We start from the raw sequence: 23929 nt of genomic DNA, 5'->3' as shown, positions 1-23929 counted from the left end.
GCAGTAGTCATCCTTGTCTGGCCAACGATGGCGGATCGTGATCGCTCAAGGAGGGGTTAGATATGTCGACGTCCTTCCAGCCGATGCAGGCCAATTTTCGCGTGCAGGAGCTCTCGCAATGAGACGAATCGGCACTTTCCTGCTGGTCATGCCCATCACCATAGCGGTTATGGCCGGTGTGGCTTTCTTGAACTACAAGAACGAGCTTGGCCGTCAGCGGGACGCGGTCAGCCGAGGCAGTCTAATCGCCTACCTCGACATCGGCCCGATCGAATACGCCGACAGCGGTGCGGGCATTCCGCTGCTGTCGATCCACGGTGCCGGCGGCGGCTTTGACCAGGGTCTTGCCCTTGCCGCCGATCTTGTTGGGGGCGGCTTTCGGGTCATCGCGCCGTCGCGCTTCGGCTATCTTCGCACGCCCGTTCCCAGGGATCCCTCTCCAGCCGCGCAGGGCGACGCCCACGCGGCCTTGCTTTCTACACTGAAGATTCCAAAAGCGGTGGTTGTCGGTGTTTCGGCGGGCGCCCGTTCAGCGGTCCAGCTGACACTGCGGCATCCGGACAGGGTCGCCGGTCTCATTCTGATAGTCCCAGCCCTCTATTCACCCAGCAGTCCGGTTGCCATCCACGTGGGTCGCGGCAGCAAGTTTGCATTCTGGGCCGTCAGTGCAGGAGGCGATTTCGCTTGGTGGGCCGCCGAGAATATCGCACCGTCGGCACTTATTCGGTTTGTCGGCGTTCGACCGGCACTATTGGCGGCTGCGCCGCAAGCGGAGAGGGTCCGCGTCATGAGCTTCGTCAGGAGCGTTGAACCGCTGTCGCTGCGCTTCGCCGGTATCAACATCGACAGCGCGCCCGAGCTGCATGAGTTGCCGTTGGAAAAAATCACTGCACCCACGATAATCATCTCCGCGCGCGACGATCTGTTCAATACGCTGCCCGCTGCCGAATTGACCGCCGATAGGATCCCCGATGCACGGCTGGTCGTCTACGACACCGGCGGACATCTCTTGGTCGGACGGCTGCAGCAGGTTCGCTTAGCAGTCCGCACCTTTCTAGTTGCCGCTGGCGTGATCCCCCCATCAGATCTGTGACCAATGTGGCCTTGGCGCCGGTTGGGTGCTGTCGCCCATCGAATGCAACGGTTGGGCCGAGGGTAGAGCGTCATGCCGGCGCTCGCTTTCATAGCGACTGCCGAGCTGAGATTGCCGAAGCTAATGCAATGCATGTCGCCCGGAAGTGTCCTCGGATCCGGGATAACGACATGCATAAAATCAGAAGCTTACAGCAGGTCGGGCGAATCCTATTCGCCGCGACATGCTGTAGGGACGTACTCAAATCCGAGTCGGAGCGATTGGCCAGGACCGGGCTTGCTGCGAGGAAATGTTGATATGCTCTCAGTCTCCATGCGTCACAGCAGTTCAGCATTTTGCAAGAAGCAGCGGGCAGGCCGAAGCGCTGCCTTCGAACCACGTACCGCGCTCGCCTTTAACAATTTGCACGGCGTCATCGAGTTGGCCGATCGCGGCTGGCTTGCCCGTCGCGTCAACGAATTCGATCGCGGCGGCGACCTTCGGCCCCATCGAGCCGGCGGCAAAATCTCGTCCGGATATCTCCGTCGTGGCTAGCCGGCGGAGGGCACGGGCTGTGGCGGTGCCATAGTCGGCATAAACGGCATCGACGTCGGTCAGCAGCAGAAGCATGTCGGCCTTCAATTGGCGGGCAAGAAGGGAACTCGCCAGATCCTTGTCAATGACGGCTTCCACGCCGCAGAGGCTGCCGTCATCCATGGCTATCACCGGAACTCCACCGCCGCCCGTGCAGATGACGATGACGCCGCGCTCGACAAGGAACGAAATCACGGAGGCTTCCAGAATCTCAAGCGGCCTCGGCGAAGGTACGACGCGGCGCCATTTGTCGCCATCGGACGCGATCGGCCATCCGCGTTCCGCGGCAAGCCGAAGCGCCGTCGCCTTCTCGTACACCGGGCCTATCGGCTTGGTTGGTCGAGCGAAAGCCGGGTCGCGAGGATCCACCCGCACTTGCGTCAGCAGGGTGGCGAACAGCCGCTCCTTGAGGAGATTGCCGAGCTCCTGTTCAATGACGTAGCCGATCATCCCCGCGCTTTCGGCGCCAAGTACGTCGAGTGGAAAGGCTCCGCCGTCAGGATGGGCTGCCGCTGCTTGCAGCGCGAGCAAGCCCACCTGTGGGCCATTGCCATGCGTGATTACGATCGAGTGCCCTTCGCCGATCAGCGCCGCCAGCACGGATGCGGCACGCTTGATGTTGGCGCGCTGGTTGTCGGCGGTCATCGGCTCGCCGCGCCGCAGCAACGCGTTCCCGCCAAGCGCGGCCACGATAAGCATTTCAGTTGCCAATCGTCGCGACTAGCAGGGCCTTGATCGTATGCATGCGATTTTCCGCCTGATCGAACACGATTGACGCGTCCGACTCGAATACCTCGTCGCTGACCTCCATGCAGTCGATGCCGTATTCGCGCGCAATGAATGCACCGATCTCGGTATCGGTATCGTGGAAAGCCGGCAGGCAATGCATGAATTTCGCGTGCGGATTGCCGGTGGCCGCCATTACGTCGCTCGTCACCCGGTAAGGTGTCAAAAGGCGAATGCGCTCGGCCCAACCGGATTTGTCCTCGCCCATCGACATCCAGACATCGGTGTAGACGAAGTCGGCATCCTGGACGCAGTCCTTTACGTCTTCGCCCAATCTGAAGCGCCCCCGGCTGTTTTGCGCCAGGTCCCTGATGTGAGCGCTGAACGCCTCGTCGGGCCAGAGTTCGTTGGGCGAAGCAATGCGCATGTCGATGCCGACTTTGGCCGCGCCCAGCGCTAGTGACATCGCGACGTTGTCGCGCCCCTCGCCGACGAAAGCGACAGTCATGTCCGAGAGGTGCTTATGGGTGAACTCGCGCATGGTCATGAAATCGGCAAGAATCTGCGTCGGATGCGCTTCGTCCGTCAGGCCATTGTAGACCGGCACCCCGGCATAGGTGGCCAGCACTTCCGCCTGTTGCTGGGCAAAACCGCGATACTCGATGGCGTCATACATCCGGCCAAGCACACGTGCGGTATCCTTCATGGATTCCTTATGGCCGATATGGCTTCCGCTCGGACCGAAATACGTGACATGAGCGCCCTGATCGTAAGCCGCCACCTCGAACCCTGTGCGCGTGCGCGTCGAATCCTTTTCGAAGATCAGTGCGATATTTTTTCGGGAAAGGCGCGGCACTTCGTGTCCAGCGTGCTTGGCGGCCTTGAGATCCGCTGCAAGCCTCAACAGAAATCGAATCTCGTCACCTGTCAGATCGTCCAGCGTGACGACGGACCGGCCGTGCAGGTTGATCGACATTGTGAAGTTCCTTTCAGATTGGGTCGCGCGCCAGGGGACAGGTCATGCAGTGCCCGCCGCCGCGCCCACGGCTGAGTTCGGCGCCCTCCACGGTAATTACTTCTATTCCAGCCCTGCGCAGAAGGGTGTTGGTGTAGACGTTTCGGTCGTAACCGATGACCACGCCCGGCTCGATCGCGACGACGTTATTGCCGTCGTCCCATTGTTCCCGCTCTGCTTCATAGCGGTCGCCTCCCGTGGCGATGATCCGCAGCGACTTCAATCCGAGCCCGTCGGCGACAACAGACGTGAATGGCTCTCTTTCCTCCGTTACCTCGACTGCCTCGTCTCCGTCACCGGGTCGCAGCGAAAAGGAACGCAGGCGTTCGACAACGGGCGGATACATGGTGACCAGGTCGCGATCACAGAAAGTGAAAACGGTGTCGAGATGCATGAAACCGCGATCTCTCGGCATCAGGGCTGCAATCACACGGGTCGCTTCGCCGCACGCGAACAATTTTCGTGCAAGGTCGCCCACCGCTTGCGGCGTCGTGCGTTCTCCCATGCCGACGAGCACCGTTCCACCACCGATCGGCATGACATCCCCACCCTCCAGGCTATTACAGGTTCCCAGGTCAGGCGACACGAAGGGAATGCTACTGTCTCGAAAGCGAGGATGAAACCGATACACCGCTTCGACATTGGCGGCCTCCGGGCGGCGCGCGGCCCAGTACATGGGATTGACCGAGACCGAGCCATGGATCCAGCAGGAACTGTCGCGCGTGAAAAGCTGGTTCGGCAACGGTGGCAGCACGAACTCCTGAGGGGCGAACGTCCTGCCGGTCAGTCCCGCGGGCTCGAAGGGTAGCTCGGCACGAGCGATGCCGCCGACAAGCACGGTCGCGAGGTGATCCGATGGCATTTCATCGAGCCAACCCCGCATTTCGCCGACCATGTCGAGGCCGACGACACCGGCGTGAATCCTGCGGTCGAGGAGCCAATCGCGGGCCTTGGCCAGGCTCATTGTCTCTGCCAGGAGTTCTCCGAAGGAATGCACCAGCACACCGCGTTCACGCAAGGCATCGACGAAGACATCGTGCTCCTGGCGGGCCCGCTTGACCCACAGCACGTCGTCGAAAAGCAGCGCCTTGCAGTTTCCCGGTGTCAGCCTGCGCAGGCTGAGATCCGGTCGATGGACCATCACCTCGCGCAGCCGGCCGACTTCGGAGTGGACGCCCAGCTTCGTCATCGAGCCGCTCCCTTCAAAGCGGGCTGACGGCGCCGGTCCACATCTCGTAGACAGCGAGAATGGCGACCGCGATGAGGGCTACGGCGAGTGCCGCTTCGGCAGGACGGAATAGGCGCTGATTGGTTTCGCGGCGCGCCCAGATGTAGAAGATGATGCCGGGAGCATAGAGGATCGCGCACATGAACAGGTAGGCAGGTCCGGCTGCGTAGACGAGCCACAGTCCGTAGACCGTTGCCAGCAACCCGGCGATGAGCGGACCGGTGCGCTGCTCGCCAGTCGTATAGCTCTCTCCAGTCAATGCCAGCTTGGCCGCGTAGGCGCCGGAGAAGATGTAAGGCACAAGAATGGCTGCCGATGCGATGTAGAACAGGGCCTGATAGGTGCTCTGGGCGAAGAGCGTGATCACCAGGAAAGCCTGGACCAGTAGGTTGGTGATCAGCAGCGAAGTCGACGGCACACCGCGTTCGCTTTCCTTGCCGAAGAATTTCGGCATCGTCCCATCCTTGGCGGCGACATGCGGAATTTCGGCCGCCAGCAGCGTCCAACTGAGGAAGGCGCCGACCACCGACACGACAAGCGCGATGTTGATGAGGATTGCACCCCAGGGCCCGACAACCGCCTCCAGAACGCCGGCCATGCTCGGGTTTTTCAGCGCGGCAAGTTCCGGCTGGTTCAGGATGCCGAGCGACAGCAGCGACACCAGGGCGTAGAGCGCGAGGCAGGTGAAGAAGCCGAGAACCGTCGCCGTAGCGATGTCCTTGCGGCGCTCGGCACGGCCGGAGAATACGCTGGCGCCCTCGATGCCGATGAACACCCACAGGGTCACCAGCATCGTGCTTTTCACCTGTGCGGTGATCGAGCCGAGGCTGGCGTTGCCGAGACCGGTGAAGTCGAGAGACCAGACCTGAAGCTTGAAGGCAACGGCAACAACCCCAACGAACAGAACGATCGGAGCGATCTTTGCCGCCGTGACGATGAGGTTCACGACCGCCGCCTGCCGGATGCCGGCAAGGATCAGGAGGTGGATCAGCCACAGCAAAACCGATGCACCAAGCACCGCCTGCCAGGTATTGCCATCGCCGAACGCCGGAAAGAAATAGGACAGGGCGCTGAACACGATCACCGCGTAGGAGACGTTGCCGACCCAGGCGCTGATCCAGTAGCCCCAGGCGCTGTTGAAGCCGATGAAAGGACCGAAGCCGGCCTTGGCGTAAGCGTACGGGCCGGCGTCGAGTTCGGGCTTGCGGGTCGCTAGCGACTGATAGACGAAGACCAGTGCCAGCATGCCGACGGCGGTGATGGCCCAGCCGATCAGGATGGCGAGGGGACCCGCACCAGCCGCCATGTTCTGCGGCAGGCTGAACACGCCGGAGCCGACCATTGAACCGATCACGAGTGCAGTCAAGGAACCCAGTCGAAGTCTCGCTGGCGCCGCGGTCTCGACTTTCATAACAGCAATATCGATATCAGCCGTAGTCATGATGCGCTCCCGAATTTGAAGGCTCTGATGGGAGGCAATGAATAGGAAGACGAGGCTTCCAGCTTTGATGCCGGTCAAATTGAAACTTGATTTCCAAAGGTGTGAGTTGAGGGGTCACTCATCTCGCTCGACCAGAGATCGTTTGATCCTCATCAACGTCAAGACGAAATCGCCTCTGCATATTCAGGCCGTTCAATAAACCGAGCGCGGCCCGCTCCCATGCAGAGGTGCAATCATGAACAACAATATTCTGAGGCAGGACATCATCGATGAGCTGGAGTTTCAGCCGAGTATCGACGCGGCCAATATCGGCGTCGCCGTCGACAACGGCGTGGTCACCCTGACCGGCCATGTGTCGACCTATGCGCAGAAGGCAACCACGGAAGAGGCGGTACGCCGCGTCAAAGGTGTAAAGGGTATCGCGCAGGAGATCGAAGTGCGGCCTGTCGGCGGCAACCTGACGGCCGACGACGAGATCGCCAAGCGCGCCCTGCACTCTATCAGCTGGAATACCGTCGTCCCCGACGGAGCGGTACAGGTCAGGGTCCAGAATGGCTGGGTGACACTCACCGGCAAGGTGGAGTGGCAGTATCAGAGATCCGCGGCGTTCGCCGCGATCCGATATCTGGCTGGCGTTCTCGGCGTGCATAACAGCATCGAGGTGCTGCCACAGGCCACGGCGTCCAATGTGAAAAAGTGCATCGAAGACGCCTTGAAGCGCAGTGCGGAAGTCGAGTCGAAAGCGATAGAAGTCAACGTGTCCGACGGCAAGGTTACACTGAAAGGCAAGGTCAACAGCTGGGCCGAACGTCGCACGACAGAGCGCGCGGCCTGGGCCGTGCCCGGGGTGCGCATGGTCGAAGACCACCTTACAATCGCTTAAAGCGTCGGAACGTCAAAGGGACGCGAGCATGGCACGCCGGCGCCCATGCATATGCGGGGTTCCTTCGCCCACGTCGCATCGCGGGCGAAGGGGTCGATGTCGAACAAAGCCCGACCCACGCACGTCTCCGCAGTCGGCGAGGATCGGGCTTGGTGCACTGACAGATCGTCAGGCGATGTCGGCCGGTTCGGCCTTGCGTTTTCGCCCGGTGATCATGGCCCGGACCAGGTTTTCACGGTGCCGTAAGCTTGCCAACGCGACGCCGCCAATGTGCAGCAAGACAAGCAGCAGCAGGCCGTGCGCAGCCAGGCTATGCGCCAATTCGACCCACGACACGCCGAAATAGGCGTCCGTCGTCATCAGCCAGCCGGTCAGCGCGGTTGAGCCCATAGCCGCCATCAGCACGATCACCATCACACCGCCGGCCGGATTGTGGCCGAGGTAGCGGGCTTCGCGGCCGCTCAGTATTGCCGCGAGATAGCGCAGCACCGTCGCCGGATCGCGCACGAATTGAGTGAACCGCGCGTAGTGCGTGCCCAGGACACCCCATAGGAGCCGCATTGCGACCAGCGCGGCGGCAGCGTAACCCGCCAAATGGTGAAGGACCTCCGAAGAATGGGAGGTGAGCCAGGCGGTGATGAAGCTGAGCGCCAGCGCCCAGTGGAAGCCCCGCACGACCCGGTCCCAGACGCGCACCATCTCCGGCGATGGCTGCGCGTCCGTGATCGCTGAAGTACTCAGATCAATTTTCGCCGGCTTCGGCATTGTCGAGCTTTTCAAGGGTCTCGGCATTGTAAGCCCAGTTCACTTTCTTGCCGGCCTTGTCGACCGCGTAGACTTCGTAACAGCCCTTCTCGACCTTGATCTGGCGGACCGTGAGGCCTTCGCCGGTCAACTGGGCCTCGAGCGTTGCCTTGGGCTTGAACTGCGATTTCGGAGCGGTGCTGCAGCTGCCGCCGGCGGCGAGGGCTGGCGCGGCAATTAAGCCCGCCAGGGCGGCCAAGGTGAGTGTACGGTACATGATGGCTCCATTCTGAAGGCGCGGATGTTGCGCCCGTGGGTGGGATTCGGATCGGCTTTGTTGGACGGCGATGACCGTCATGGTGCGACATAGCCAATTCAAGCTGACAAACAGCTGACGGTTGCACGGGCAGCGACATCGACGCTGAAGATCGGGCTCGCGCCGGGTGGATTGATCTGGCGCAAGGCCGGCGTCTCACAGCGCGAGCAGCATGCCGGTCCGGACTGAGAGCACTTTTGCCGTCGTCCTGAAGGAGGATTGTCATGAAAACGATATCGAGAAATGCAGGGCTCGGGCTCGCTGCCGCAATGTTCATGGCCGGTGCTGCCGGCGCCGTCCAGGCCGCCGCGCTTGTTCAAGTCTCGCTGTGGGACAAGGGCGCAAGCATGGAAATGCCGATGGGTCTTGCCTATGCAATGCCAGGCCTTGATCCGGCCAGGGCGACCATGGGCATCAAGGCCTTGCCTGGAGCTGTGAAGGCCGGGGAGGTTACGTTCAATGTGAAAAATGACTCCAAGGACACCGTTCACGAGATGATCGTGATGTACCTTGCCGATCCCAGCAAGCCGCTTCCCTACGTTGAAGCCGAAAACAGCGTCGACGAAGACAGGGCCGGCGACAAGGGCGAGGTTTCGGAGCTTGGCCCCGGCAAATCAGGTGCGTTGACAGTCGACCTGAAGGCTGGAAAATACCTGCTCATCTGCAACGTGCCAGGCCACTACGGGGCCGGCATGTGGGCTGAGTTCACCGTCGATCCATAAAGCGGACAGCGGTTCGCGCTGCAGCGGTGGTTGTCCTGGTTCCGACGGTTGCCAGGATCGCCGGTTTTCAGGAATGGTGGCAAGCCGCGGGATCGGAAATGTGGCGATACCGATGGTGCGCCTCATCCCTGGTCGCCTGTCACCATTGTAAGCCCACTGTCAGCTTGGCTGTTCTAGCCGGGCTTTGCGACCGAGGAATGATTCCCCAAAAACAATCGCCTGCGGGGTCGCCGCATGCGATCAGGAGCTATTTGAACATGCAGCTTTTCAAGTCTGGGCTGGTCTTGGTCCTTTTGACAGCGTCGGCGCCCGCCTTCGCCAACACGACCGTTAACGTCAAGCTATGGGACAAGGACGGCGTCGTGAACACCGACGCGAAGATGGGAATGGGCATGCCGGCGAACATGAGCATGGCAACCATGAGGGTCAAGCTGGACCAGACCGTCGTGCCGGCAGGCAAAGTCACCTTCCAGGTGAGCAACACCTCCAAGGACACGGTCCACGAGATGATCGTCGTCCCGGTCGCGGATGCCAAGAAAGCCGCGTTGCCATATGCGCCGAATGAAAATCGGGTCAACGAGGATGCGGCAGGCCATCTCGGCGAGGTCTCGGAGCTTGATCCGGGCAAGACCGGATCGCTGACGCTCGACCTCAAGCCCGGCAACTACGCAGTCTTTTGCAATATTCCCGGCCACTTCATGAACGGAATGTGGGCGACAATCCTGGTCAAATAGGCCGTGGTCGATGAAGGGCCCGCCGCGCCAAAGCTGCGGCGGGTTTTCGATTGGTTCGCGCCGCCGACCCGTCAGCTTTCCGACGCGATCCAAAGGCGAAATCGCGTCATCGGCCTAGGCTGAGCCATCACGGCCGTTCTACACGGGCAACCTGATAGGTATGCATGGCACCGTTGCGCTCGACCGACACATATTCGCCAGTCACGAACAGTTCGTCGCCGAGATGGAAACCGATCTCGTCGTCGCGATCGCCATCGGCATAGTCGAAAAACCACTGGCCGCCTGGCTTGCGCCTCAGCCGGCCGATGAGATCTTCCTCGCCGGTACGAAACCGGCGAACACGGCAAGAGCCCCTGTGCGATCTCCACTCCTGCACGTCGATCCGACCTTCGCCGGTCAATGGGGCCAGTAGATCATAGCCTTCCTGACGGTCACCTTCCGGATGACCTTTGTCGCGGGCAAGCAACAACCGTATGTGGCGGAATTTCGACGAGAGATCCTTTGAAGTGGTCATGGCGAACTCCTTTCACGGAGTTCTATATCGCGGCAACAGGATGTGGCTCTTGATCCGCATCAAGGAAGCCTCGAAACCTGCGCTTCTTCAGGGGCTCATCCACACCATTGCGCCGCTGGCCAAGGCCATCGCGATCAGGGTGGCGAGGGCCAATGGCGGCCAGAACCTGGCCGGGCCGGCGGAGACAGCAAGTAGCAGGCGGCCAAGCGCATTTGCGGCGAGCGCGGCGAGCACGCCGCCAAAGCAGCCCCGATATGCCAAATGTCGGAATGCCGGCCGTGCGGCTGCGGTCAGGTGCGTCCCGTTCCTGCCAGCCACGCTCCCGACCGACGAGCAGACCTATTGCCAAGGCGAGCCCAAGCTGGGCAATGAGCGGATCCCATCTACGCGGCGATTTTCAGGCGGCGACAGTCGGCAGGCGGTCGCGAACCCACCTGACGATCTGGCCCGCCGTCATTGCACCGGATGTGCGCGAAAGTTCGCGCCCGCCATGGAACAGGATCATGGTCGGGATGCCGCGAATGCCGAGTCTGGCCGCGACAGCCTGCTCGTTGTCGGAGTTGAGTTTGATCAGGCGAACATGCGGCTCAAGCTCGTTGGCCGCGGACTCATATGCCGGAGCCATCATCTTGCAGGGTCCGCACCAGGGCGCCCAGACGTCGACGACAACCGGCAGGCTGCTGCGCGCGATCTGACAATCGAAAACGCGGGTGTCGACGTCTTCCGGGTGACCCGAAAACAACCTGTTCCTGCACTTTCCGCATTTCGCCTCCATGGCGTTGCGGGCCGGCGGCAGACGGTTGACCCCGCCGCATTTGCTGCAAACCACCAGATTTTGCTGTGCCATGGCCATTCACCGAACTTGTTCTCGACCCACTATGCGCGCCACGGCTGTCCATCGCCAAGGGCGCGTAACGCGTTCAGGATAACCGCAACGTCAATACCCTCCTGAATCAGCGCACCGGCAACGGGCGTGATCTGCCCCATGGCCGCGGCCGCCATGGCCAGTCCCGACAGCGCCAGCCCTGCAATGATGCTTTGCAAGGCGATCGCCCGCGTTCGCCTTGCAATGCGCACCGCATCGGCTACCGGCTGCAGCCGGTCGGTCAGAACGATGACGTCGGCTGCCTCGGAGGAGGCGGTCGCGCCACGTGCTCCCATGGCTACACCGACCGTTGCGGCCGCCAGGGCAGGGGCATCGTTGATACCGTCGCCGGCCATCATCGTCGGCGCCAGGGCCTTCTCGGCTTCGACAGTCGCGATTTTGTCGGCAGGGGTCGCGTCGGCCACAATGGCGTCGAGGTCGAGCAAAGCAGAAATGCGCTTCGCCGCCACGACATCGTCGCCTGTGAGCATGATCATGCGTGCAATGCCGGCGGAGCGCAGCTTGCCGAGTGCACTCCGCGCATCGACACGCAGGGCGTCACCGAACGTGAATATACCGGCAAGCCGTCCGCCGAGTGCTACAAAAACCCTGAGCACCGGTTCGTCCCGGTATCTTTCTTCACCGCTCTTCGCCCAACACGGCAATGGCTTGTTGGCCAGCACGAGAGCCCGGGATCCAGCCGCGATAGCCATGTTCTCGACCCGGCCGTTCATTCCCGCACCGCGATGCTCTCGCACATCATGCGGATGCGAAAGCATCAGATGTCTGCCGCGCGCTGCCCGGATGATCGAGTCGGCGAGAACATGGTGCGAGGCCTGCTCCAGGGACGCCAACAGTTGCAGCAGATGGTCGGCATCGCGGCCGGGTTCAGCTTCAATCTCGATGAGTTCGGCGCCACCGATGGTCAAGGTCCCCGTCTTGTCAAAGATCGCCGTCCTAACTTGGGCGAGGGCCTCCAGAGCCGCCGAGCCTTTCATCAGGATGCCGGCGCGCGCGGCGCGCGATACGCCGCCGATGAAGGCAACGGGCGCCGCGAGGATGAGCGGGCAAGGCGTCGCGACGACCAGCACGGCGAGCGCCCGGATTGGATCGCCGGAGATGTACCAGGCGGCACCGGAAACCAGCAAAGTGGCTGGCAGCAGGAAGAGAGCAAAGCGGTCGGCCATGCGAATAAAGGGCGCTTTGACGGTCTGCGCTGCCGCTACCATGCGCACGATCGCGGCATAGGTGCTCTGGTCCGCGCGTGCGGAGGCCCGCATGCTGAAGGTTTCGCCCGCATTGATGGTTCCGCTGCGTAGCATGTCGCCCGCGTTTCGCCGCTCCGGCAGCGGCTCTCCGGTCACCGCCGACTCGTCCAGCGATGCCGACGGGTCGAGCAAGATGCCGTCCACCGGTAGCAGCTCGCCGGCGCGCACCAGGAGAGTGTCACCGACAGCGACCTCTTCAATCGGGATCATTTCTGTTCCATTTGCCGACTTGCGATGCGCGACACGCGGCGAGCGATCGGTAAGTGCTTTGAGACTCCGCTCGGCGCGGCCGCGGGCAAAGTCCTCGAGCACTGTGCCGCCGGCATACATGATCGCGACCACCACCGCCGCCAGCGGCTGGCCGAGCAGCAGCGCAGCCGACATCGACACGAGCGCAATTGCGTCCACGCCGAAGCGGCCGATCCAGAAATCACGCAGAATGGAGATGGCGAGAGCCCCGACCACAGGCAAGGTCGCGATCGTCCAGATCGTGTCGGCCTCAAGCGGGCCGACCCTGGTTTGCCGAACGCCGAAGCCAATGGCGAGGCCCAGAATGGCGATAGCCAGCAATGCGCGGCGAAGGGTGGACTCGTTCATGCGATGTCTTCCGATTTGGTCGATGCTCGCCAATTTTCGTCAGCGCTGACGGGCGCGTCGAACTCGGGCAACAGCTAACCGCAAGAACTGGAGAACGCTTTGATCCAACGCAACGAACGGGCAGGATCGACCAGCGATGATCGCCACGAACAGGAGAAATAAGGGTGACGATCCGAAATCTCGAACATGCGTTCGCGCCAAAGTCGGTTGCTGTCTTCGGCGCGTCGGCGCGTGACGGTTCCGTTGGCCGGGTTGTCTTCGACAACGTCGTCAGCGGCGGATTCGAGGGCGAGATCTGGCCGGTCAACCCGAAATACCTGCAAGTGGAGGGTCGGCAATACTATCGCAACGCGGCCGATCTTCCGGGTGTCCCGGACCTTGGTGTCATCGTCACGCCGCCTGAGACAATTCCAGGCATCGTGCGCGACCTTGCTGAAAAGGGCACGCGGGCGGCGGTCGTCATCACCGCCGGCCTTACGCGCGAAAACGGCCTGCGCCAGGCGATGCTCGATGCGGCCAAGCCCACGCTCTTTCGCATCATCGGACCGAATACAGTGGGGCTGATGATCCCGCCCGCCAAACTTAACGCCGGATTTGCGCATATGGCCGCCAGGCCCGGCAACATCGCGCTGCTGTCGCAATCCGGCGCCATCGCCACATCGCTGATCGACTGGGCGGCGGACAACAATGTCGGTTTCTCGCAGATCGTCTCCCTGGGCGACATGGCGGATGTCGACGTAGGAGATTGTCTCGACATGCTGGCGGGAGATGCTCGCACACGCGCCATCGTGATGTATCTCGAAACGATTCCCAATCCGCGCAAGTTCATCTCGGCCGCGCGTGCGGCGGCGAGGATCAAGCCGGTGATCGCAATAAAATCGGGCCGGCACGAGCAATCGGCCAAAGCGGCCGCGACTCATACCGGCGCGCTATCGGGCGCCGACCGCGTCGTCGATGCGGCCTTGCTGCGCGCTGGCATACTGCGCGTCAAGGGCCTCACGGAGTTGTTCGATGCGGTTGAAACGACCGCTCGTTTCGTCCCGCTGGAACGAGCCCGCGTCGGCATCGTCACCAATGGCGGCGGCGCCGGCGTGCTTGCTGTCGATCAACTCATCGAAGGCAACGGGGAATTGGCCGAACTGTCGCCAGGAACGATCGCCTGCCTGGATGCCGTCCTGCCGAGCACATGGTCCCACGCCAATCCTGTCGACATTATCGGTGACGCCCCGCCAGAGCGCTATCGAGGCGCGATCGAGGCCGTCGCGGCCGATGCCGGGACTGATGTCGTCCTGGTCATGAACTGCCCGACTGGGCTCGGCTCGCCGCTCGCTGCGGCAAGCGCGGTGGCGGCGCTCGTGCAAGACGGCAAGATTGGCGGCAAACCTGTCCTGACCTGCTGGCTTGGCGGATACACGGCGCGCGAAGGGCGACGTGTTCTTCGGGATGCCGGTATTGCCAGCTTCGAGACGCCAGCGGATGCCGCGATGGCCGTCTCCAACCTCAGCGAATGGTCACGAGCCCAGCGGGCCCTGCTGCGCACGCCGTCGAGCCAGGGCGAGGCCGCCACGAGCGGCCGAGAAGCGGTGCTTGCCGTATTCCGGCAGGTTGCCAAGGAAGGTCGGCGAATGCTGACCGAAACCGAAGCCAAGGCGGCGATTTCGGCCTACGGCATCCCGGTCCCCGAGACGATCATCGCCAGATCTCCTGCCGAAGCGGAGGCGGCGGCCGGCCGACTCCTCAAGGTGTCGGAACAGGTCGTGGTCAAGCTCCTGTCGAAGGCGGTCTCGCACAAGTCGGATATTGGCGGGGTTGTGCTCAACATTGTCGATGCCGCAGCCGCAGGGGCGGCGGCACGCACAATCGAGGCGCGCGTGCGCAAGCACGCACCACAAGCCGATATTGAAGGTTATGCCGTTCAGCCAATGGTGGTGCGGAAACAGGCGCAGGAACTCATTCTCGGCATGAACCAGGATCCGATCTTCGGCCCGGCCATTCTGTTTGGAGCCGGCGGCGTCGCCGTCGAGGTAATGGATGATACGGCGATCGCGTTGCCGCCGCTCGATGACATTCTTTCCCGTGACCTGATCGGGCAAACGCGGATTGGCCGCCTGCTGGCCGGATTCCGCGACCGCAAGCCGGCCGATCGGCAGGCGATCATCGCAGCGCTCAACGGCCTGTCGCAGATAATCGTCGACTTTCCGTGCATCGTCTCGATCGATATCAATCCGTTGCTCGCCGATACCGCCGGCGTGATCGCAGTCGATGCTCGCATCGAGATCGAGCCGGAACAGGTGGACGAGCCGGGTCCGAATCGGGCGCTTACCATCAGGCCTTATCCGTCGGGTTGGGGAAAAGAGTTTTCGGCCGACGGCATGTGTTACCATATCCGGCCGATCAAGCCGGCCGACATCGCGCTCTATCCCGAATTCCTTGCCAGGATTTCGCCTGATGATCTGCGCCTGCGTTTTCTGTCGCCACGCAAAAGCTTCTCCGACCAGATGTTGAAGCGGCTCACCCAGCTCGACTACGATCGTGACATGGCTTTCGTCGCGCTGGAGACGAGCTCCGGCGCGCTGGCGGGTATCAGCCGGATATCTTGCGATCCAGACCACGCCGTCGCCGAATACGCCTTGCTGGTGCGTACGGATATACAGGGTCATGGCCTGGGCTGGGAATTGCTCAGGCAGCTCGTCGATTATGCGAAAGCCGATGGGATCGGACGGATCGAAGGGACAATACTTGGCGAGAATACGAAGATGCTGGCCATGTGCCGCGAGTTCGGCTTCTCGACAAGGCGTCATCCGAAGGAACCCGGCCTTGTCGAGGCAACTCTCGAGCTCTGTTGATGCCAATCGTCCTGCTGCAGCAATCAGGAGGCTGTGCGCAGGGTTTCGGACGCATCGCTCTCGGAGTGCCTTCTCAATTCCAAGACGATGTCAGCGAGCTTTCGATCGACGTTGATTCTTCGCCAGCCAGACTGGACGGTATTTCGCAGCAATTGCCGCGAGAGGATATCTATCGTGGCGTCGGAAGGCCCCCCCTTGCGCTCGTCGACCCGCTGCCAAAGGACGAGCGGGTCCGCTTCCAGCCAAAATCCGTGGAAGTCGACAGCCCGGCTGCGCGCCGCTTTCTCGATCCGCTCATGATCGGATGGTCTGTCGAAAACGGCATCGGCCACCACCGAACCGCCCTGCGAAAGGATCAAGCCCACCCGCCATGCCATTTCGCGGTAGACGCGGTCGGAGACTTCGGGCCGATAGGCTTTGTCCGGCAGCCTGGTCTCGGCCGGCACACCGTGCATGGCCTTGCGGATACGGTCGCTTTCGACAATGCGCGCGCCGGGCGGCGCACCGATATGGGCGGCGAGCGCCTCGGCAATAGTCGTCTTGCCGGAGCCACTGAGGCCACCGATGGCAACGAGCCGCGGAGGCGTTTCCTGGAGCAATGCTTGCGCAAGGTCGAAATAGGATCTGGCTTCGGCAGTCAATTTGTCAGTATCGGCACTGCCTTCCTCGACCTGGGTGGCTGTAATGTGCGCACGCACTGCAGCCCGCACCGCCATGAAAAAAGGCAGCAGGATGAACCCGTCCTCGTCGTCGGCTTCGTCGAGATAGCGGTTCATCACAAGATTGGCGAGCTGCGGAAAGCCGCGGTGCCACAGGTCCATCAACAGGAAGGCAAGGTCGTACAGGACATCGATGCTGGCGATCTGGTCGTTGAATTCGATGCAATCGAAGAGGCGGGGCTCGCCGTCGACAAGGCAGATGTTGCGCAGATGCAGGTCGCCATGACACCGGCGGATCTTGCCCGCGGCTTCGCGGCGGTTGAGCAATTCGGAATGGCGGGCGAGTTCTGAGCAGAAGGCCCTGGCAAAGGTCTCGATCTCTGCTTTTTTGAAGACATGACTGGTGGCGAAGCTGGCCTCGTTGATATCAAGCACACCCGCCAGGTTGAACGAGCCGCTGCCATCATGAACCGTCGGCGCGGCACGGTGGTATCCGACGATCATGCGCGCAACCGCGGTCATCAGTGCCGGCGTTAATTCTCCCGCCGTGGCCATACGATCGAGAAGCTTGGACTGATCAAAGCGGACCATCTCGATCGCTGCGTCGACCACTTGCCCCGCGCCATCAAAAGCCAATTTGCCGTCGGCTTCGCGTGTGATGTGACGCACCCCCAGGTAAAGGCCGGGTGCGGTCTTCGAGTTGAGCTCCACCTCTTTCTCGCAAGCGGCCAGCCTGAGGGCTGGCGTCGAGAAATCGACGTAGGGCAGCTTGACCGCCCGCTTCATCTTGTAGGCGCTTTGGCCAACGAGGAAGATGCGTGAAATGTGGGTCTCGATGGCCTCGACCGGCCCCGTGGCGCCATAGGAGGCCGGATCAAAAAGGAACTCGGCTGCGGCTTGCTGGTCGTCGACGATCATGGCCGGCCTTCCCATTGTATCCTGCGAAACTCGTTTCCTCGATCCGCGCTCATTGCTGCAATGTCTGGACATAACCTGCCAATTCATGAATGCGTTCCCTCGTGACGATTTCGCCTGCGTTCGGGCCGTATCTCTTCACGTCGGCAGGCAGGAACTGGCTGCCCCATACTGGCATGTCGCGCTCGCCATGCGCCGGCACCATCGCGCGGCCGTCGATCACGGCATAGACACGCCAATAAGGGAATTCGCCACCATTGCGCCTGGAGATGCGCGTCAGGTCGCTCGGCCGCTTCAACAGTTCGTCGCCCAACGGTCCATCGCCCTTGCCGTCCGGGCCATGGCAGACGGCGCACGAGTTCATGTATTCGGCCTTGCCGTCGCCGAGGTCCTGAGCACTGGCCGTATGGAAGGTCATGCCTGCGAGAACCGCCGCGACCAGAAGTTTCATTGGCGTTGTCCCGATTGATCAGTTGAACCCTACAGCTCTGATGTGCCGTGACGTTGATGCGGATCAAACGCCGCGCACAGAGTGTTTGATTCAGCGCAATGAACGCGGTGGCCGCATCGGCTATGGCTTCGACACCGAGTGAACCTTCACCCGAAGCGAGGAGTTGCCATCATGGCGTTCAAGACACTGCTTACGGTTACCGGACCGAACCAGGGCGAGGACGATCTGAAGCTCGCCGCCAATCTGTGCGAACAGATAGGCGCCCATCTCTCCGTGCTCGTGCTCGAACTGGCAGCACCGCCATCCGGCGGCGAGTATGCTGCTGTCGTCTCGCCTGCCTGGCTCGAGGAACGGCAGGCCGAGTTGAAAAGGCTCGAGAAAAGAATTTCTGACGTCGCCGGCTTTCTCTCTCAGAGCGCCATATCGGCTGATCTGAGCGACGACTATCCAGACACGGGATGGGCGGACGATGTCATCGGAAGGCGTGCCCGTTACGCTGATCTGACCATTCTGGGACCGGATCTGCTGGCAAGCCATGCGCTGAAAGATAAAGTCATCGAGGGCACTCTGTTCTCATCGGGGAAGCCCATTCTGATCGTTCCCGAGGGCTCGCGCCCGACGCTGAAGCCCAAACGCATCCTCGTTGCATGGGACGCCCGCCTCGAGTCGTCGCGCGCCGTCCGCGAGTCTCTCGATATGCTGAAAGGCGCTGAAGATGTTCGCCTTGTCATCGTCGATCCCATTGAAGATGAGTTCCATCATGGCGAGGAGCCGGGTGCAGATGCCGCGGCCTATCTTGCACGGCACGGCGTGAAGGTTACGGTCGAGCGGCTGCCGAGCGCGAAGCATTCGGTTGCCGACGTGCTTCGCCAGCATGCCGGCGACGTTGCGGCCGAGTTGATGGTCATGGGCGCGTATGGTCATTCCCGATTGCGCGAGCGGATTTTCGGCGGGGTCACCAAGTCGATGCTTGTGGGTCAATCGCTGCCGGTCTTGATGGCGCGATAGCAATTCAACGGTAGGAAAAAGGGCCGGTGCAGATTGCACCGGCCCTTTTCATTTCTCGCAAGACTTGATGGTGCGACTACTCGCTCGCTTCCCGTCCGGATAGCTGTTCGATCAGGATCCGAAAGAAAACGTGCGGTGCACTGTCGGCTGTGGGAGGAACGACGGGCTTGAGCGCGCCAGGTTCCCACCAGTCGGCGTGCTTGCTCAACACGGACCACGCATGATCCCGCTGAAGCTTGTGGCCGATCCGGTCAGGCAGTTCTTCGTATCGGCCGTCGGCAATGACACTTTTCCATCCTCGCCCCTGGCCATGTTCATCGACCTGAACGGACACCAGCGGATTGGCCCGCATCCATTCGATTTTTTTGCCCGGCATGGAAAACGCGTAAAGATGAGCATCCGAATGGGCGTAGTAGAAGGGCACGACGTAGGGCTGCCCATCCTTTGCGCATGCCAGGCGACCCACGCGATTGGCCGTCAGCAATCTGGTACATTCCAAAGCAGAAAGCGTGCGGATCTGCATTAGTGCGATCTCCTGTTCTTCACGGCTTTTGAACCAGCCCGGAAACGTGCCGCTGGCCAGTTTTGTACGGTTTGGCAGCCTCGTCCATAGCGGAGACAACGTCGTTGTCGGAGAGCTGCGGGAACCGCAGATAGTGGTGGCCCAAGGCCCCGAACTGTCCTGGCTGGCTAAGGCAGACCACATGGTCCGCTTCCTGTTCCAGCGCGGCGACCGTTTCGGGCGGCGAAACAGGAACAGCCACGACGATCTCCCTCGGTGACCGGCGCTTGAGGGCGCGGATCGCGATTTTCATGGTCGTACCGGTCGCGGCCCCGTCATCGACGATGATCGCCGTCTTTCCCGCTATCGACATCGGTCTAATCTTACCTCGATAGGCAACGCGCCGGCGTTCGAGTTCCGGACGCTCATTTGTAATCAAGACACGCAAGGCGTCGTCGTCGAGGCCATAGGTCTCGACAATTCCACGGTTCAGCACGACCTCCCCAGGATCGCCATCGACGATAGCGGCGACGGCCAGCTCGGGATTGCCGGGGGCGCCCACCTTGCGGACGATCAGCAAGTCGAGAGGAGCGTTGAGGGCTTTGGCCACTTCCACTGCGACGGGCACGCCGCCACGCGGCAATGCCAGTACGATGGGCCGACGCAGTTGAAGCCTGCTCAGTTCCAGGCCAAGCTTCACTCCAGCATCTTCCCGGTCACGGAACATCGGTCAATCCACCGGCCACAGTTTTCGCAGCGACTTCTTCATCGAGTTTCTGACTTGCACGATCTCACCATGCGAAAGGTGACGGTCGAGAAGCTTGAACACGGCACTGATCGCGACATCGAAATCGATCTCGTCATCGTAGCCGAAACTGTTTCTGACGCTGACAATGAAGTCGCGCTTGGTGCGCTCATGCGTTGACGCCGAAGGGTTCCAGCCTTCGAAGTAGAGGCCACGGACCAAAACAGGCAGTTGCGCCGAGAGGTCGGCCATTTCCGCCGGCGACAGCCAATCCCGCACCGTGTGCAGAACAGACCTCAGCAGACGACACGCGCTCGACTCGCTCCAGCAGAGGTCCTTGGCGAGCTCCTTGACCCATTGTTGCGCCTGCTGGCCAGCGTGCGTGAAGTCAGCAAAGGATGTGTGGGAAATATGACCCATGGCGATGCTCCTCGAAGATTTGAACTCCATTCTCAGGCATCGAAAGACCTTGCGCATTGAGCAGGATCAAATCGTTCAAAAGTGCATCGCCCCGATTGTTTTTCCACCGCCGCCTCGACCAGCTCGAATAGGCCGCGCACCGACTGGCAAGGGGGACGAAGACCGTTTTGGACAGGCGGCGGGTTTCAGCCGCCGGATTTCTGCACCAGCAGTGGAATGATGCGGTCGCTTTTCGCGACGGCCGGCCGTCCCGCCGAACCATAGGGAATGCCCAGCGCGTCCCAGGTTTCGACCAGCGCATCCTGCAATTCGGCGATCAACGCGTCCGAATGGAACGGCGTCGGCGTGATGCGCAGCCGTTCGGTGCCACGCGGCACCGTCGGGTAGTTGATCGGCTGGATATAGATACCGTGCACGCCGAGCAGGCGGTCGCTGGCCATCTTGCACAGTTCCGGATCGCCGACCAGCACCGGCACGATATGGGTGGCGGACTCCATCACCGGCAGGCCGGCGGCGGACAGGATCTGCTTGGTTCGGCTCGCCTGCTGCTGCTGGGCGTCGCGCTCGGCCTGTGAGCGCTTGAGATGCCGGATCGACGTTGTGGCGGCGGCGGCGATCGCCGGCGGCAGCGCGGTGGTGAAGATGAAACCGGGCGCATAGGAGCGCACCGCGTCGATGACGGCGCTGGTGCCGGTGATGTAGCCGCCGAGCGTGCCGAAGGCCTTGGCCAGCGTGCCTTCGATGATGTCGATATGGTCGGCCAGGCCTTCGCGCTCGGTGATGCCGCCGCCGCGCGGCCCGTACATGCCCACCGCATGGACCTCGTCGATATAGGTCATGGCGTTGTAGCGCTCGGCGAGTTCGACGATCTCCTTGATCGGCGCGATGTCGCCATCCATCGAATAGACGCTCTCGAAGACGATCAGCTTGGCGCGTTCGCGCCCGGCCGTCTGCAACAGGCTTTCCAGATGCGCGACGTCATTGTGGCGGAAGATCTTTTTCTCGGCGCCCGAGCGCCTGACACCTTCGATCATCGAGGCATGGTTCAGCTCGTCCGAGATGATCAGGCAATTGGGCAAGAGCCGCGCGATGGTCGAGATCGAGGCTTCGTTGGAGACGAAGCCGGAGGTGAAGACCAGCGCCGCCTCCTTGCCGTGCAGGTCGGCAAGCTCATGCTCGAGCTCGACCAGCGGGTTGGACGTGCCGGAGATGTTGCGGGTGCCGCCGGCGCCGGAGCCCATCTTGCCGGCCGCGTTCTGGAATGCGGCGATGACGTCGGGATGTTGGCCCATGCCGAGATAGTCGTTGGAACACCAGACGGTGATTTCCTCGGCGCGGCCGTTGGAACGCCAGATGGCGCGCGGAAACTTGCCCGCGATGCGCTCGAGGTCGGCGAAAACGCGGTAGCGACGCTCTGCATGCAGCTGGTCGATCGCTTCCTCGAAGAAACGCTGGTAATTCATGTCCGAATTTCCTTTGGCTTGAGCGATTCAGGTGCCGCCGCACCGCCCCCGCTGCTGGAATTCTTCCATTGTCGTGGGGACAGTACGACGGCCACTCACCAAGTTCTGGCGCCAGCGTGACCTTATCGCTGATGCCCGCGTTTACTCGCGGGCTCTGTGCTGCGGGGTATCGGCCACACCCAACTCGGCGAGGCTTGAACGTAAGCGGTTGCGCGAGAAGACGGCCTTGATTCAGATCAAAACCACGGCTCGGGAAGTCACTCCTTAGAGCGGTATGAACCGATGCATCGATCCGCTGCGCAGCACGGAAACGCGTCACGCCGGGAACGGTCATTTCACGGACGCGACTGTAGCCATAACCACCGACGACAATCAGATCCGCAGCGGTCTCCCGGCCAATCTGAAGCAGCAGTTCGCCCGGGTCAGAGCGGCGCGCGTCCAAAACTTCCGATCGGCTGACGGCTCTGCATTTCCGGCAGAGTCAAACGGTTGATCTCGATCAAGGACATGGACAGGAATGGTGTCAATTTGACAGTTGGCGACCATCGTTTGTACGTCGTCGGAACGGAGCAATCGATAATGCAAACTACGTCCGTACTGTCGTCTTTGGACATGCCATTGTTGCCGACCACGGAAAATGGCCAGAAATTCTTCCTCGCCATCGCGTCGCTTCAGGTGCATGCCTTCAAGGCCATGATGCGCTACAATGTTGAAACGCTGGGGTTTCTGAAGCACCGCTGTGAACAGGACCTGAAGCTGGCCGATGACTTGATCAGTGGTCCGCAGTTCAACGACGCCTTCGACATCGTCGCGGCTTTCCTGCAGAATGCGACGTCGCAGTATGTGACCGAAGGGGGCAAGGTCGCCACACTGACCTCCAAGTTCGCTTCCGAAACGGCCAGACATGTGCGCAAGGGCGCCAGGATCGCGATCGAAGATGGCGCAGCGAAGACAGTCGCGTAGACCGCAATGCGGAGGTCGTCAGACAACATGAACGCCGTTTGCCGACATGGTCGTCTCAAGGCTTCCGCAATCGGACTGGTGCTCCTCGCATGTGTGCAGTCAGCCTTGGCCGACAGCGTGACTGAGCATGGAAAGGCGTTGGTTGAGGTCAACTGCGCCCGCTGCCACGGCGTCGGAAAAACGGACAAAAGCAGCCATCCCGACGCTCCGCCATTTCGCACGCTGTCAAAGCGCTATCCGATCTCTGACCTAGAGGAAGCCCTCGCTGAGGGCATTTCTACGGGGCATCCGGACATGCCTGAGTGGATTGCCAGCCCCGATCAGATCGAGGCAATCATCACCTATATCAGCACGCTGCAGGGTCCGTGATGCAAGCCCAAAATGCCGCCGGCGATCGAGCCTGAACGCCTGCAGTGCGTCTTCAACGCGAACGTCGGCTATGCGTTCTCCGGCATTGATCGAGGCGCCGCCGGTAAGCAACCATCGCTCATGCTGCACGCCCGTAGGGCTTCATCGACCTCGATATACCGCATAGCGTTTCTCCCTGTCCTGCCGAACCTATGCCCCTCCGCGCGGTCCTTGGTCACATCAAACGGCGTGTGACGCAGATGCCGCGAACGCGAGGCGTTTGACGCTGATCAAATTGTGGTTCGGCAGCCGGCTTAAGATGGCTGACCATGGCCGGAGCGAGGTCATGAGGTAGTTCAGGTAAAAGAGACCCATCGCCATGGACGTCGGATCAGGTATCGGTGCTGCGATCGCGATCAATTGCACTGCGCGCGGCGCCCATGCAATTGCGACCTGTATGGCGTCTGCCGTCGGAACCGTGGTCGGCTTCAGTTCGACGCAGACGATCGCATCGGCCCGGCCGGCGATTTCAGAAAATGATGCAGATCAAGGCGCACCACACCGTTTGCGAAGATTTTGATGCGATGTGGAAACCAATCCCAAGCGCTCCGTTTGGTCGCGATCTCGAACTGGCCGTCATCGACGAAGACGGTGAGCACGCGCTCGTGTTTGCCTGCAGAAGGGTGAAGGAAGGCTGGAAGAATGCTGCCAGTGGTGCCCGTCTCGACATCCGGCCGACCCACTGGCGCGATTGGGGTCGGCAAAGGGCCGACACCAGAATTCGCAAACCTCCCGAATTCTCCCCCTAGACTAGCACTACTTTGGCAGATTTTTAGCGGCGGCGCGTTTTTGGAATTCCCAAGAGAGAGTTTGCGTGATTCATGGGAGGT

The 23929-nt window shown here is 61.5% G+C and carries 23 protein-coding genes and 1 pseudogene; 8 read left to right on the top strand and 16 right to left on the bottom strand.

Annotated elements, in window-relative coordinates:
• The first annotated feature begins 118 nt into the window (after positions 1-118).
• A complete protein-coding gene (locus tag LB536_RS21425) occupies positions 119-1093 on the top strand; it encodes an alpha/beta fold hydrolase (protein ID WP_224596082.1) in 975 nt (324 codons plus the stop codon).
• A gap of 327 nt (positions 1094-1420) precedes the next feature.
• Here the strand turns inward: LB536_RS21425 and arcC are convergent, their stop codons facing one another.
• The 4 genes from arcC to arcD are packed head-to-tail and all read right to left on the bottom strand — an operon-like array spanning position 1421 to position 6076.
• Positions 1421-2365, bottom strand: a complete 945-nt coding sequence (arcC, locus tag LB536_RS21420) for a carbamate kinase (protein WP_224596078.1) — start codon at positions 2363-2365, stop codon at positions 1421-1423.
• Between the two features lies 1 nt (position 2366).
• Positions 2367-3368: an ornithine carbamoyltransferase gene (gene argF / locus LB536_RS21415; RefSeq protein ID WP_224596076.1), complete on the bottom strand. Its 1002-nt coding sequence runs from the start codon at positions 3366-3368 to the stop codon at positions 2367-2369.
• Between the two features lie 13 nt (positions 3369-3381).
• Positions 3382-4596 (bottom strand): arginine deiminase, encoded by a 1215-nt coding sequence (locus LB536_RS21410; RefSeq protein ID WP_224596074.1) that lies wholly within the window; start codon positions 4594-4596, stop codon positions 3382-3384.
• 13 nt (positions 4597-4609) lie between these two features.
• Complete coding sequence (gene arcD / locus LB536_RS21405; RefSeq protein WP_224596071.1) at positions 4610-6076, bottom strand: arginine-ornithine antiporter; 1467 nt, start codon at positions 6074-6076, stop codon at positions 4610-4612.
• A gap of 235 nt (positions 6077-6311) precedes the next feature.
• On the opposite strand from arcD, the gene LB536_RS21400 reads away from it, so the two are divergent.
• Positions 6312-6959 (top strand): BON domain-containing protein, encoded by a 648-nt coding sequence (locus LB536_RS21400; protein WP_140764950.1) that lies wholly within the window; start codon positions 6312-6314, stop codon positions 6957-6959.
• 168 nt (positions 6960-7127) lie between these two features.
• On the opposite strand, the gene LB536_RS21395 is transcribed toward LB536_RS21400, so the two are convergent.
• Together LB536_RS21395 and LB536_RS21390 are read right to left on the bottom strand one after the other, a co-directional pair.
• Positions 7128-7724 (bottom strand): cytochrome b/b6 domain-containing protein, encoded by a 597-nt coding sequence (locus tag LB536_RS21395; protein ID WP_318012953.1) that lies wholly within the window; start codon positions 7722-7724, stop codon positions 7128-7130.
• Positions 7702-7980: a PepSY domain-containing protein gene (locus tag LB536_RS21390; RefSeq protein ID WP_181178814.1), complete on the bottom strand. Its 279-nt coding sequence runs from the start codon at positions 7978-7980 to the stop codon at positions 7702-7704. The genes LB536_RS21395 and LB536_RS21390 overlap by 23 nt, the downstream gene beginning before the upstream one ends.
• A 308-nt stretch (positions 7981-8288) precedes the next feature.
• On the opposite strand from LB536_RS21390, the gene LB536_RS21385 reads away from it, so the two are divergent.
• Together LB536_RS21385 and LB536_RS21380 are read left to right on the top strand one after the other, a co-directional pair.
• Positions 8289-8741, top strand: a complete 453-nt coding sequence (locus tag LB536_RS21385; protein ID WP_224596068.1) for a plastocyanin/azurin family copper-binding protein — start codon at positions 8289-8291, stop codon at positions 8739-8741.
• Positions 8742-8905: 164 nt separating this feature from the next.
• Entirely contained in the window at positions 8906-9475 is a 570-nt protein-coding gene (locus LB536_RS21380; RefSeq protein WP_224596066.1) for a plastocyanin/azurin family copper-binding protein, read from the top strand.
• A gap of 127 nt (positions 9476-9602) precedes the next feature.
• Here LB536_RS21380 and LB536_RS21375 read toward each other — a convergent pair whose 3' ends face one another.
• The 3 genes from LB536_RS21375 to LB536_RS21365 all read right to left on the bottom strand — a co-directional run bounded on the left by LB536_RS21375 (position 9603) and on the right by LB536_RS21365 (position 12719).
• Entirely contained in the window at positions 9603-9989 is a 387-nt protein-coding gene (locus LB536_RS21375) for a hypothetical protein (RefSeq protein WP_140764962.1), read from the bottom strand.
• Positions 9990-10386: 397 nt separating this feature from the next.
• Positions 10387-10836 (bottom strand): thioredoxin TrxC, encoded by a 450-nt coding sequence (trxC, locus tag LB536_RS21370; RefSeq protein ID WP_140764965.1) that lies wholly within the window; start codon positions 10834-10836, stop codon positions 10387-10389.
• Between the two features lie 29 nt (positions 10837-10865).
• On the bottom strand, positions 10866-12719 hold the full coding sequence (locus LB536_RS21365) for a heavy metal translocating P-type ATPase (protein ID WP_140764973.1): 1854 nt from the start codon (positions 12717-12719) through the stop codon (positions 10866-10868).
• A 164-nt stretch (positions 12720-12883) separates the two neighbouring features.
• Here LB536_RS21365 and LB536_RS21360 point away from each other — a divergent pair, with 164 nt between their 5' ends.
• On the top strand, positions 12884-15565 hold the full coding sequence (locus LB536_RS21360; protein ID WP_224596062.1) for a GNAT family N-acetyltransferase: 2682 nt from the start codon (positions 12884-12886) through the stop codon (positions 15563-15565).
• 23 nt (positions 15566-15588) lie between these two features.
• On the opposite strand, the gene LB536_RS21355 is transcribed toward LB536_RS21360, so the two are convergent.
• Together LB536_RS21355 and LB536_RS21350 are read right to left on the bottom strand one after the other, a co-directional pair.
• Entirely contained in the window at positions 15589-17142 is a 1554-nt protein-coding gene (locus LB536_RS21355) for an AAA family ATPase (protein WP_224596060.1), read from the bottom strand.
• A gap of 49 nt (positions 17143-17191) precedes the next feature.
• The gene (locus tag LB536_RS21350; RefSeq protein ID WP_224596057.1) at positions 17192-17590 is read right to left on the bottom strand and encodes a c-type cytochrome; all 399 of its coding nucleotides are present in this window, start codon (positions 17588-17590) and stop codon (positions 17192-17194) included.
• A gap of 171 nt (positions 17591-17761) precedes the next feature.
• Between LB536_RS21350 and LB536_RS21345 the strand changes: the two genes are divergently transcribed.
• Positions 17762-18598, top strand: coding sequence for a universal stress protein (locus tag LB536_RS21345; RefSeq protein ID WP_224596054.1), 837 nt, complete (start codon positions 17762-17764; stop codon positions 18596-18598).
• A 76-nt stretch (positions 18599-18674) separates the two neighbouring features.
• Here LB536_RS21345 and LB536_RS21340 read toward each other — a convergent pair whose 3' ends face one another.
• The 4 genes from LB536_RS21340 to hemA all read right to left on the bottom strand — a co-directional run bounded on the left by LB536_RS21340 (position 18675) and on the right by hemA (position 21728).
• On the bottom strand, positions 18675-19121 hold the full coding sequence (locus tag LB536_RS21340) for a pyridoxamine 5'-phosphate oxidase family protein (protein WP_140813428.1): 447 nt from the start codon (positions 19119-19121) through the stop codon (positions 18675-18677).
• Between the two features lie 19 nt (positions 19122-19140).
• Complete coding sequence (locus LB536_RS21335) at positions 19141-19827, bottom strand: phosphoribosyltransferase (protein WP_140813429.1); 687 nt, start codon at positions 19825-19827, stop codon at positions 19141-19143.
• A 3-nt stretch (positions 19828-19830) separates the two neighbouring features.
• Positions 19831-20322 carry a DUF2267 domain-containing protein gene (locus tag LB536_RS21330; RefSeq protein WP_224596051.1) on the bottom strand — a complete coding sequence of 164 codons (492 nt, stop codon included), beginning with the start codon at positions 20320-20322 and terminating at the stop codon, positions 19831-19833.
• A 128-nt stretch (positions 20323-20450) separates the two neighbouring features.
• On the bottom strand, positions 20451-21728 hold the full coding sequence (hemA, locus tag LB536_RS21325; RefSeq protein WP_224596048.1) for a 5-aminolevulinate synthase: 1278 nt from the start codon (positions 21726-21728) through the stop codon (positions 20451-20453).
• A 489-nt stretch (positions 21729-22217) separates the two neighbouring features.
• Between hemA and LB536_RS21320 the strand changes: the two genes are divergently transcribed.
• Both LB536_RS21320 and LB536_RS21315 read left to right on the top strand, forming a co-directional pair.
• The gene (locus LB536_RS21320) at positions 22218-22691 is read left to right on the top strand and encodes a phasin family protein (protein ID WP_224596046.1); all 474 of its coding nucleotides are present in this window, start codon (positions 22218-22220) and stop codon (positions 22689-22691) included.
• A 27-nt stretch (positions 22692-22718) separates the two neighbouring features.
• A complete protein-coding gene (locus LB536_RS21315) occupies positions 22719-23060 on the top strand; it encodes a c-type cytochrome (RefSeq protein WP_140813432.1) in 342 nt (113 codons plus the stop codon).
• A gap of 467 nt (positions 23061-23527) precedes the next feature.
• Here the strand turns inward: LB536_RS21315 and LB536_RS31245 are convergent.
• Positions 23528-23929, bottom strand: a pseudogene (locus LB536_RS31245) (hypothetical protein); the annotation flags it as partial.

This window comes from Mesorhizobium sp. ES1-3 (assembly GCF_020164795.1).
Lineage (GTDB): Bacteria > Pseudomonadota > Alphaproteobacteria > Rhizobiales > Rhizobiaceae > Mesorhizobium.
The sequence above is the reverse complement of the archived record's forward strand: the minus strand, read 5'-3'. Positions and strand labels throughout refer to the sequence as shown.

Bases quoted from the DNA above. Each gene is read 5' to 3' on its own strand.
- LB536_RS21425 (WP_224596082.1), top strand. From the start codon at position 119: ATGAGACGAATCGGCACTTTCCTGCTGGTCATGCCCATCACCATAGCG.
- arcC (WP_224596078.1), bottom strand. From the start codon at position 2,365: ATGCTTATCGTGGCCGCGCTTGGCGGGAACGCGTTGCTGCGGCGCGGC.
- argF (WP_224596076.1), bottom strand. From the start codon at position 3,368: ATGTCGATCAACCTGCACGGCCGGTCCGTCGTCACGCTGGACGATCTG.
- LB536_RS21410 (WP_224596074.1), bottom strand. From the start codon at position 4,596: ATGACGAAGCTGGGCGTCCACTCCGAAGTCGGCCGGCTGCGCGAGGTG.
- arcD (WP_224596071.1), bottom strand. From the start codon at position 6,076: ATGACTACGGCTGATATCGATATTGCTGTTATGAAAGTCGAGACCGCG.
- LB536_RS21400 (WP_140764950.1), top strand. From the start codon at position 6,312: ATGAACAACAATATTCTGAGGCAGGACATCATCGATGAGCTGGAGTTT.
- LB536_RS21395 (WP_318012953.1), bottom strand. From the start codon at position 7,724: ATGCCGAAGCCGGCGAAAATTGATCTGAGTACTTCAGCGATCACGGAC.
- LB536_RS21390 (WP_181178814.1), bottom strand. From the start codon at position 7,980: ATGTACCGTACACTCACCTTGGCCGCCCTGGCGGGCTTAATTGCCGCG.
- LB536_RS21385 (WP_224596068.1), top strand. From the start codon at position 8,289: ATGTTCATGGCCGGTGCTGCCGGCGCCGTCCAGGCCGCCGCGCTTGTT.
- LB536_RS21375 (WP_140764962.1), bottom strand. From the start codon at position 9,989: ATGACCACTTCAAAGGATCTCTCGTCGAAATTCCGCCACATACGGTTG.
- trxC (WP_140764965.1), bottom strand. From the start codon at position 10,836: ATGGCACAGCAAAATCTGGTGGTTTGCAGCAAATGCGGCGGGGTCAAC.
- LB536_RS21365 (WP_140764973.1), bottom strand. From the start codon at position 12,719: ATGAACGAGTCCACCCTTCGCCGCGCATTGCTGGCTATCGCCATTCTG.
- LB536_RS21355 (WP_224596060.1), bottom strand. From the start codon at position 17,142: ATGATCGTCGACGACCAGCAAGCCGCAGCCGAGTTCCTTTTTGATCCG.
- LB536_RS21350 (WP_224596057.1), bottom strand. From the start codon at position 17,590: ATGAAACTTCTGGTCGCGGCGGTTCTCGCAGGCATGACCTTCCATACG.
- LB536_RS21345 (WP_224596054.1), top strand. From the start codon at position 17,762: ATGGCGTTCAAGACACTGCTTACGGTTACCGGACCGAACCAGGGCGAG.
- LB536_RS21340 (WP_140813428.1), bottom strand. From the start codon at position 19,121: ATGCAGATCCGCACGCTTTCTGCTTTGGAATGTACCAGATTGCTGACG.
- LB536_RS21335 (WP_140813429.1), bottom strand. From the start codon at position 19,827: ATGTTCCGTGACCGGGAAGATGCTGGAGTGAAGCTTGGCCTGGAACTG.
- LB536_RS21330 (WP_224596051.1), bottom strand. From the start codon at position 20,322: ATGCGCAAGGTCTTTCGATGCCTGAGAATGGAGTTCAAATCTTCGAGG.
- hemA (WP_224596048.1), bottom strand. From the start codon at position 21,728: ATGAATTACCAGCGTTTCTTCGAGGAAGCGATCGACCAGCTGCATGCA.
- LB536_RS21315 (WP_140813432.1), top strand. From the start codon at position 22,719: ATGAACGCCGTTTGCCGACATGGTCGTCTCAAGGCTTCCGCAATCGGA.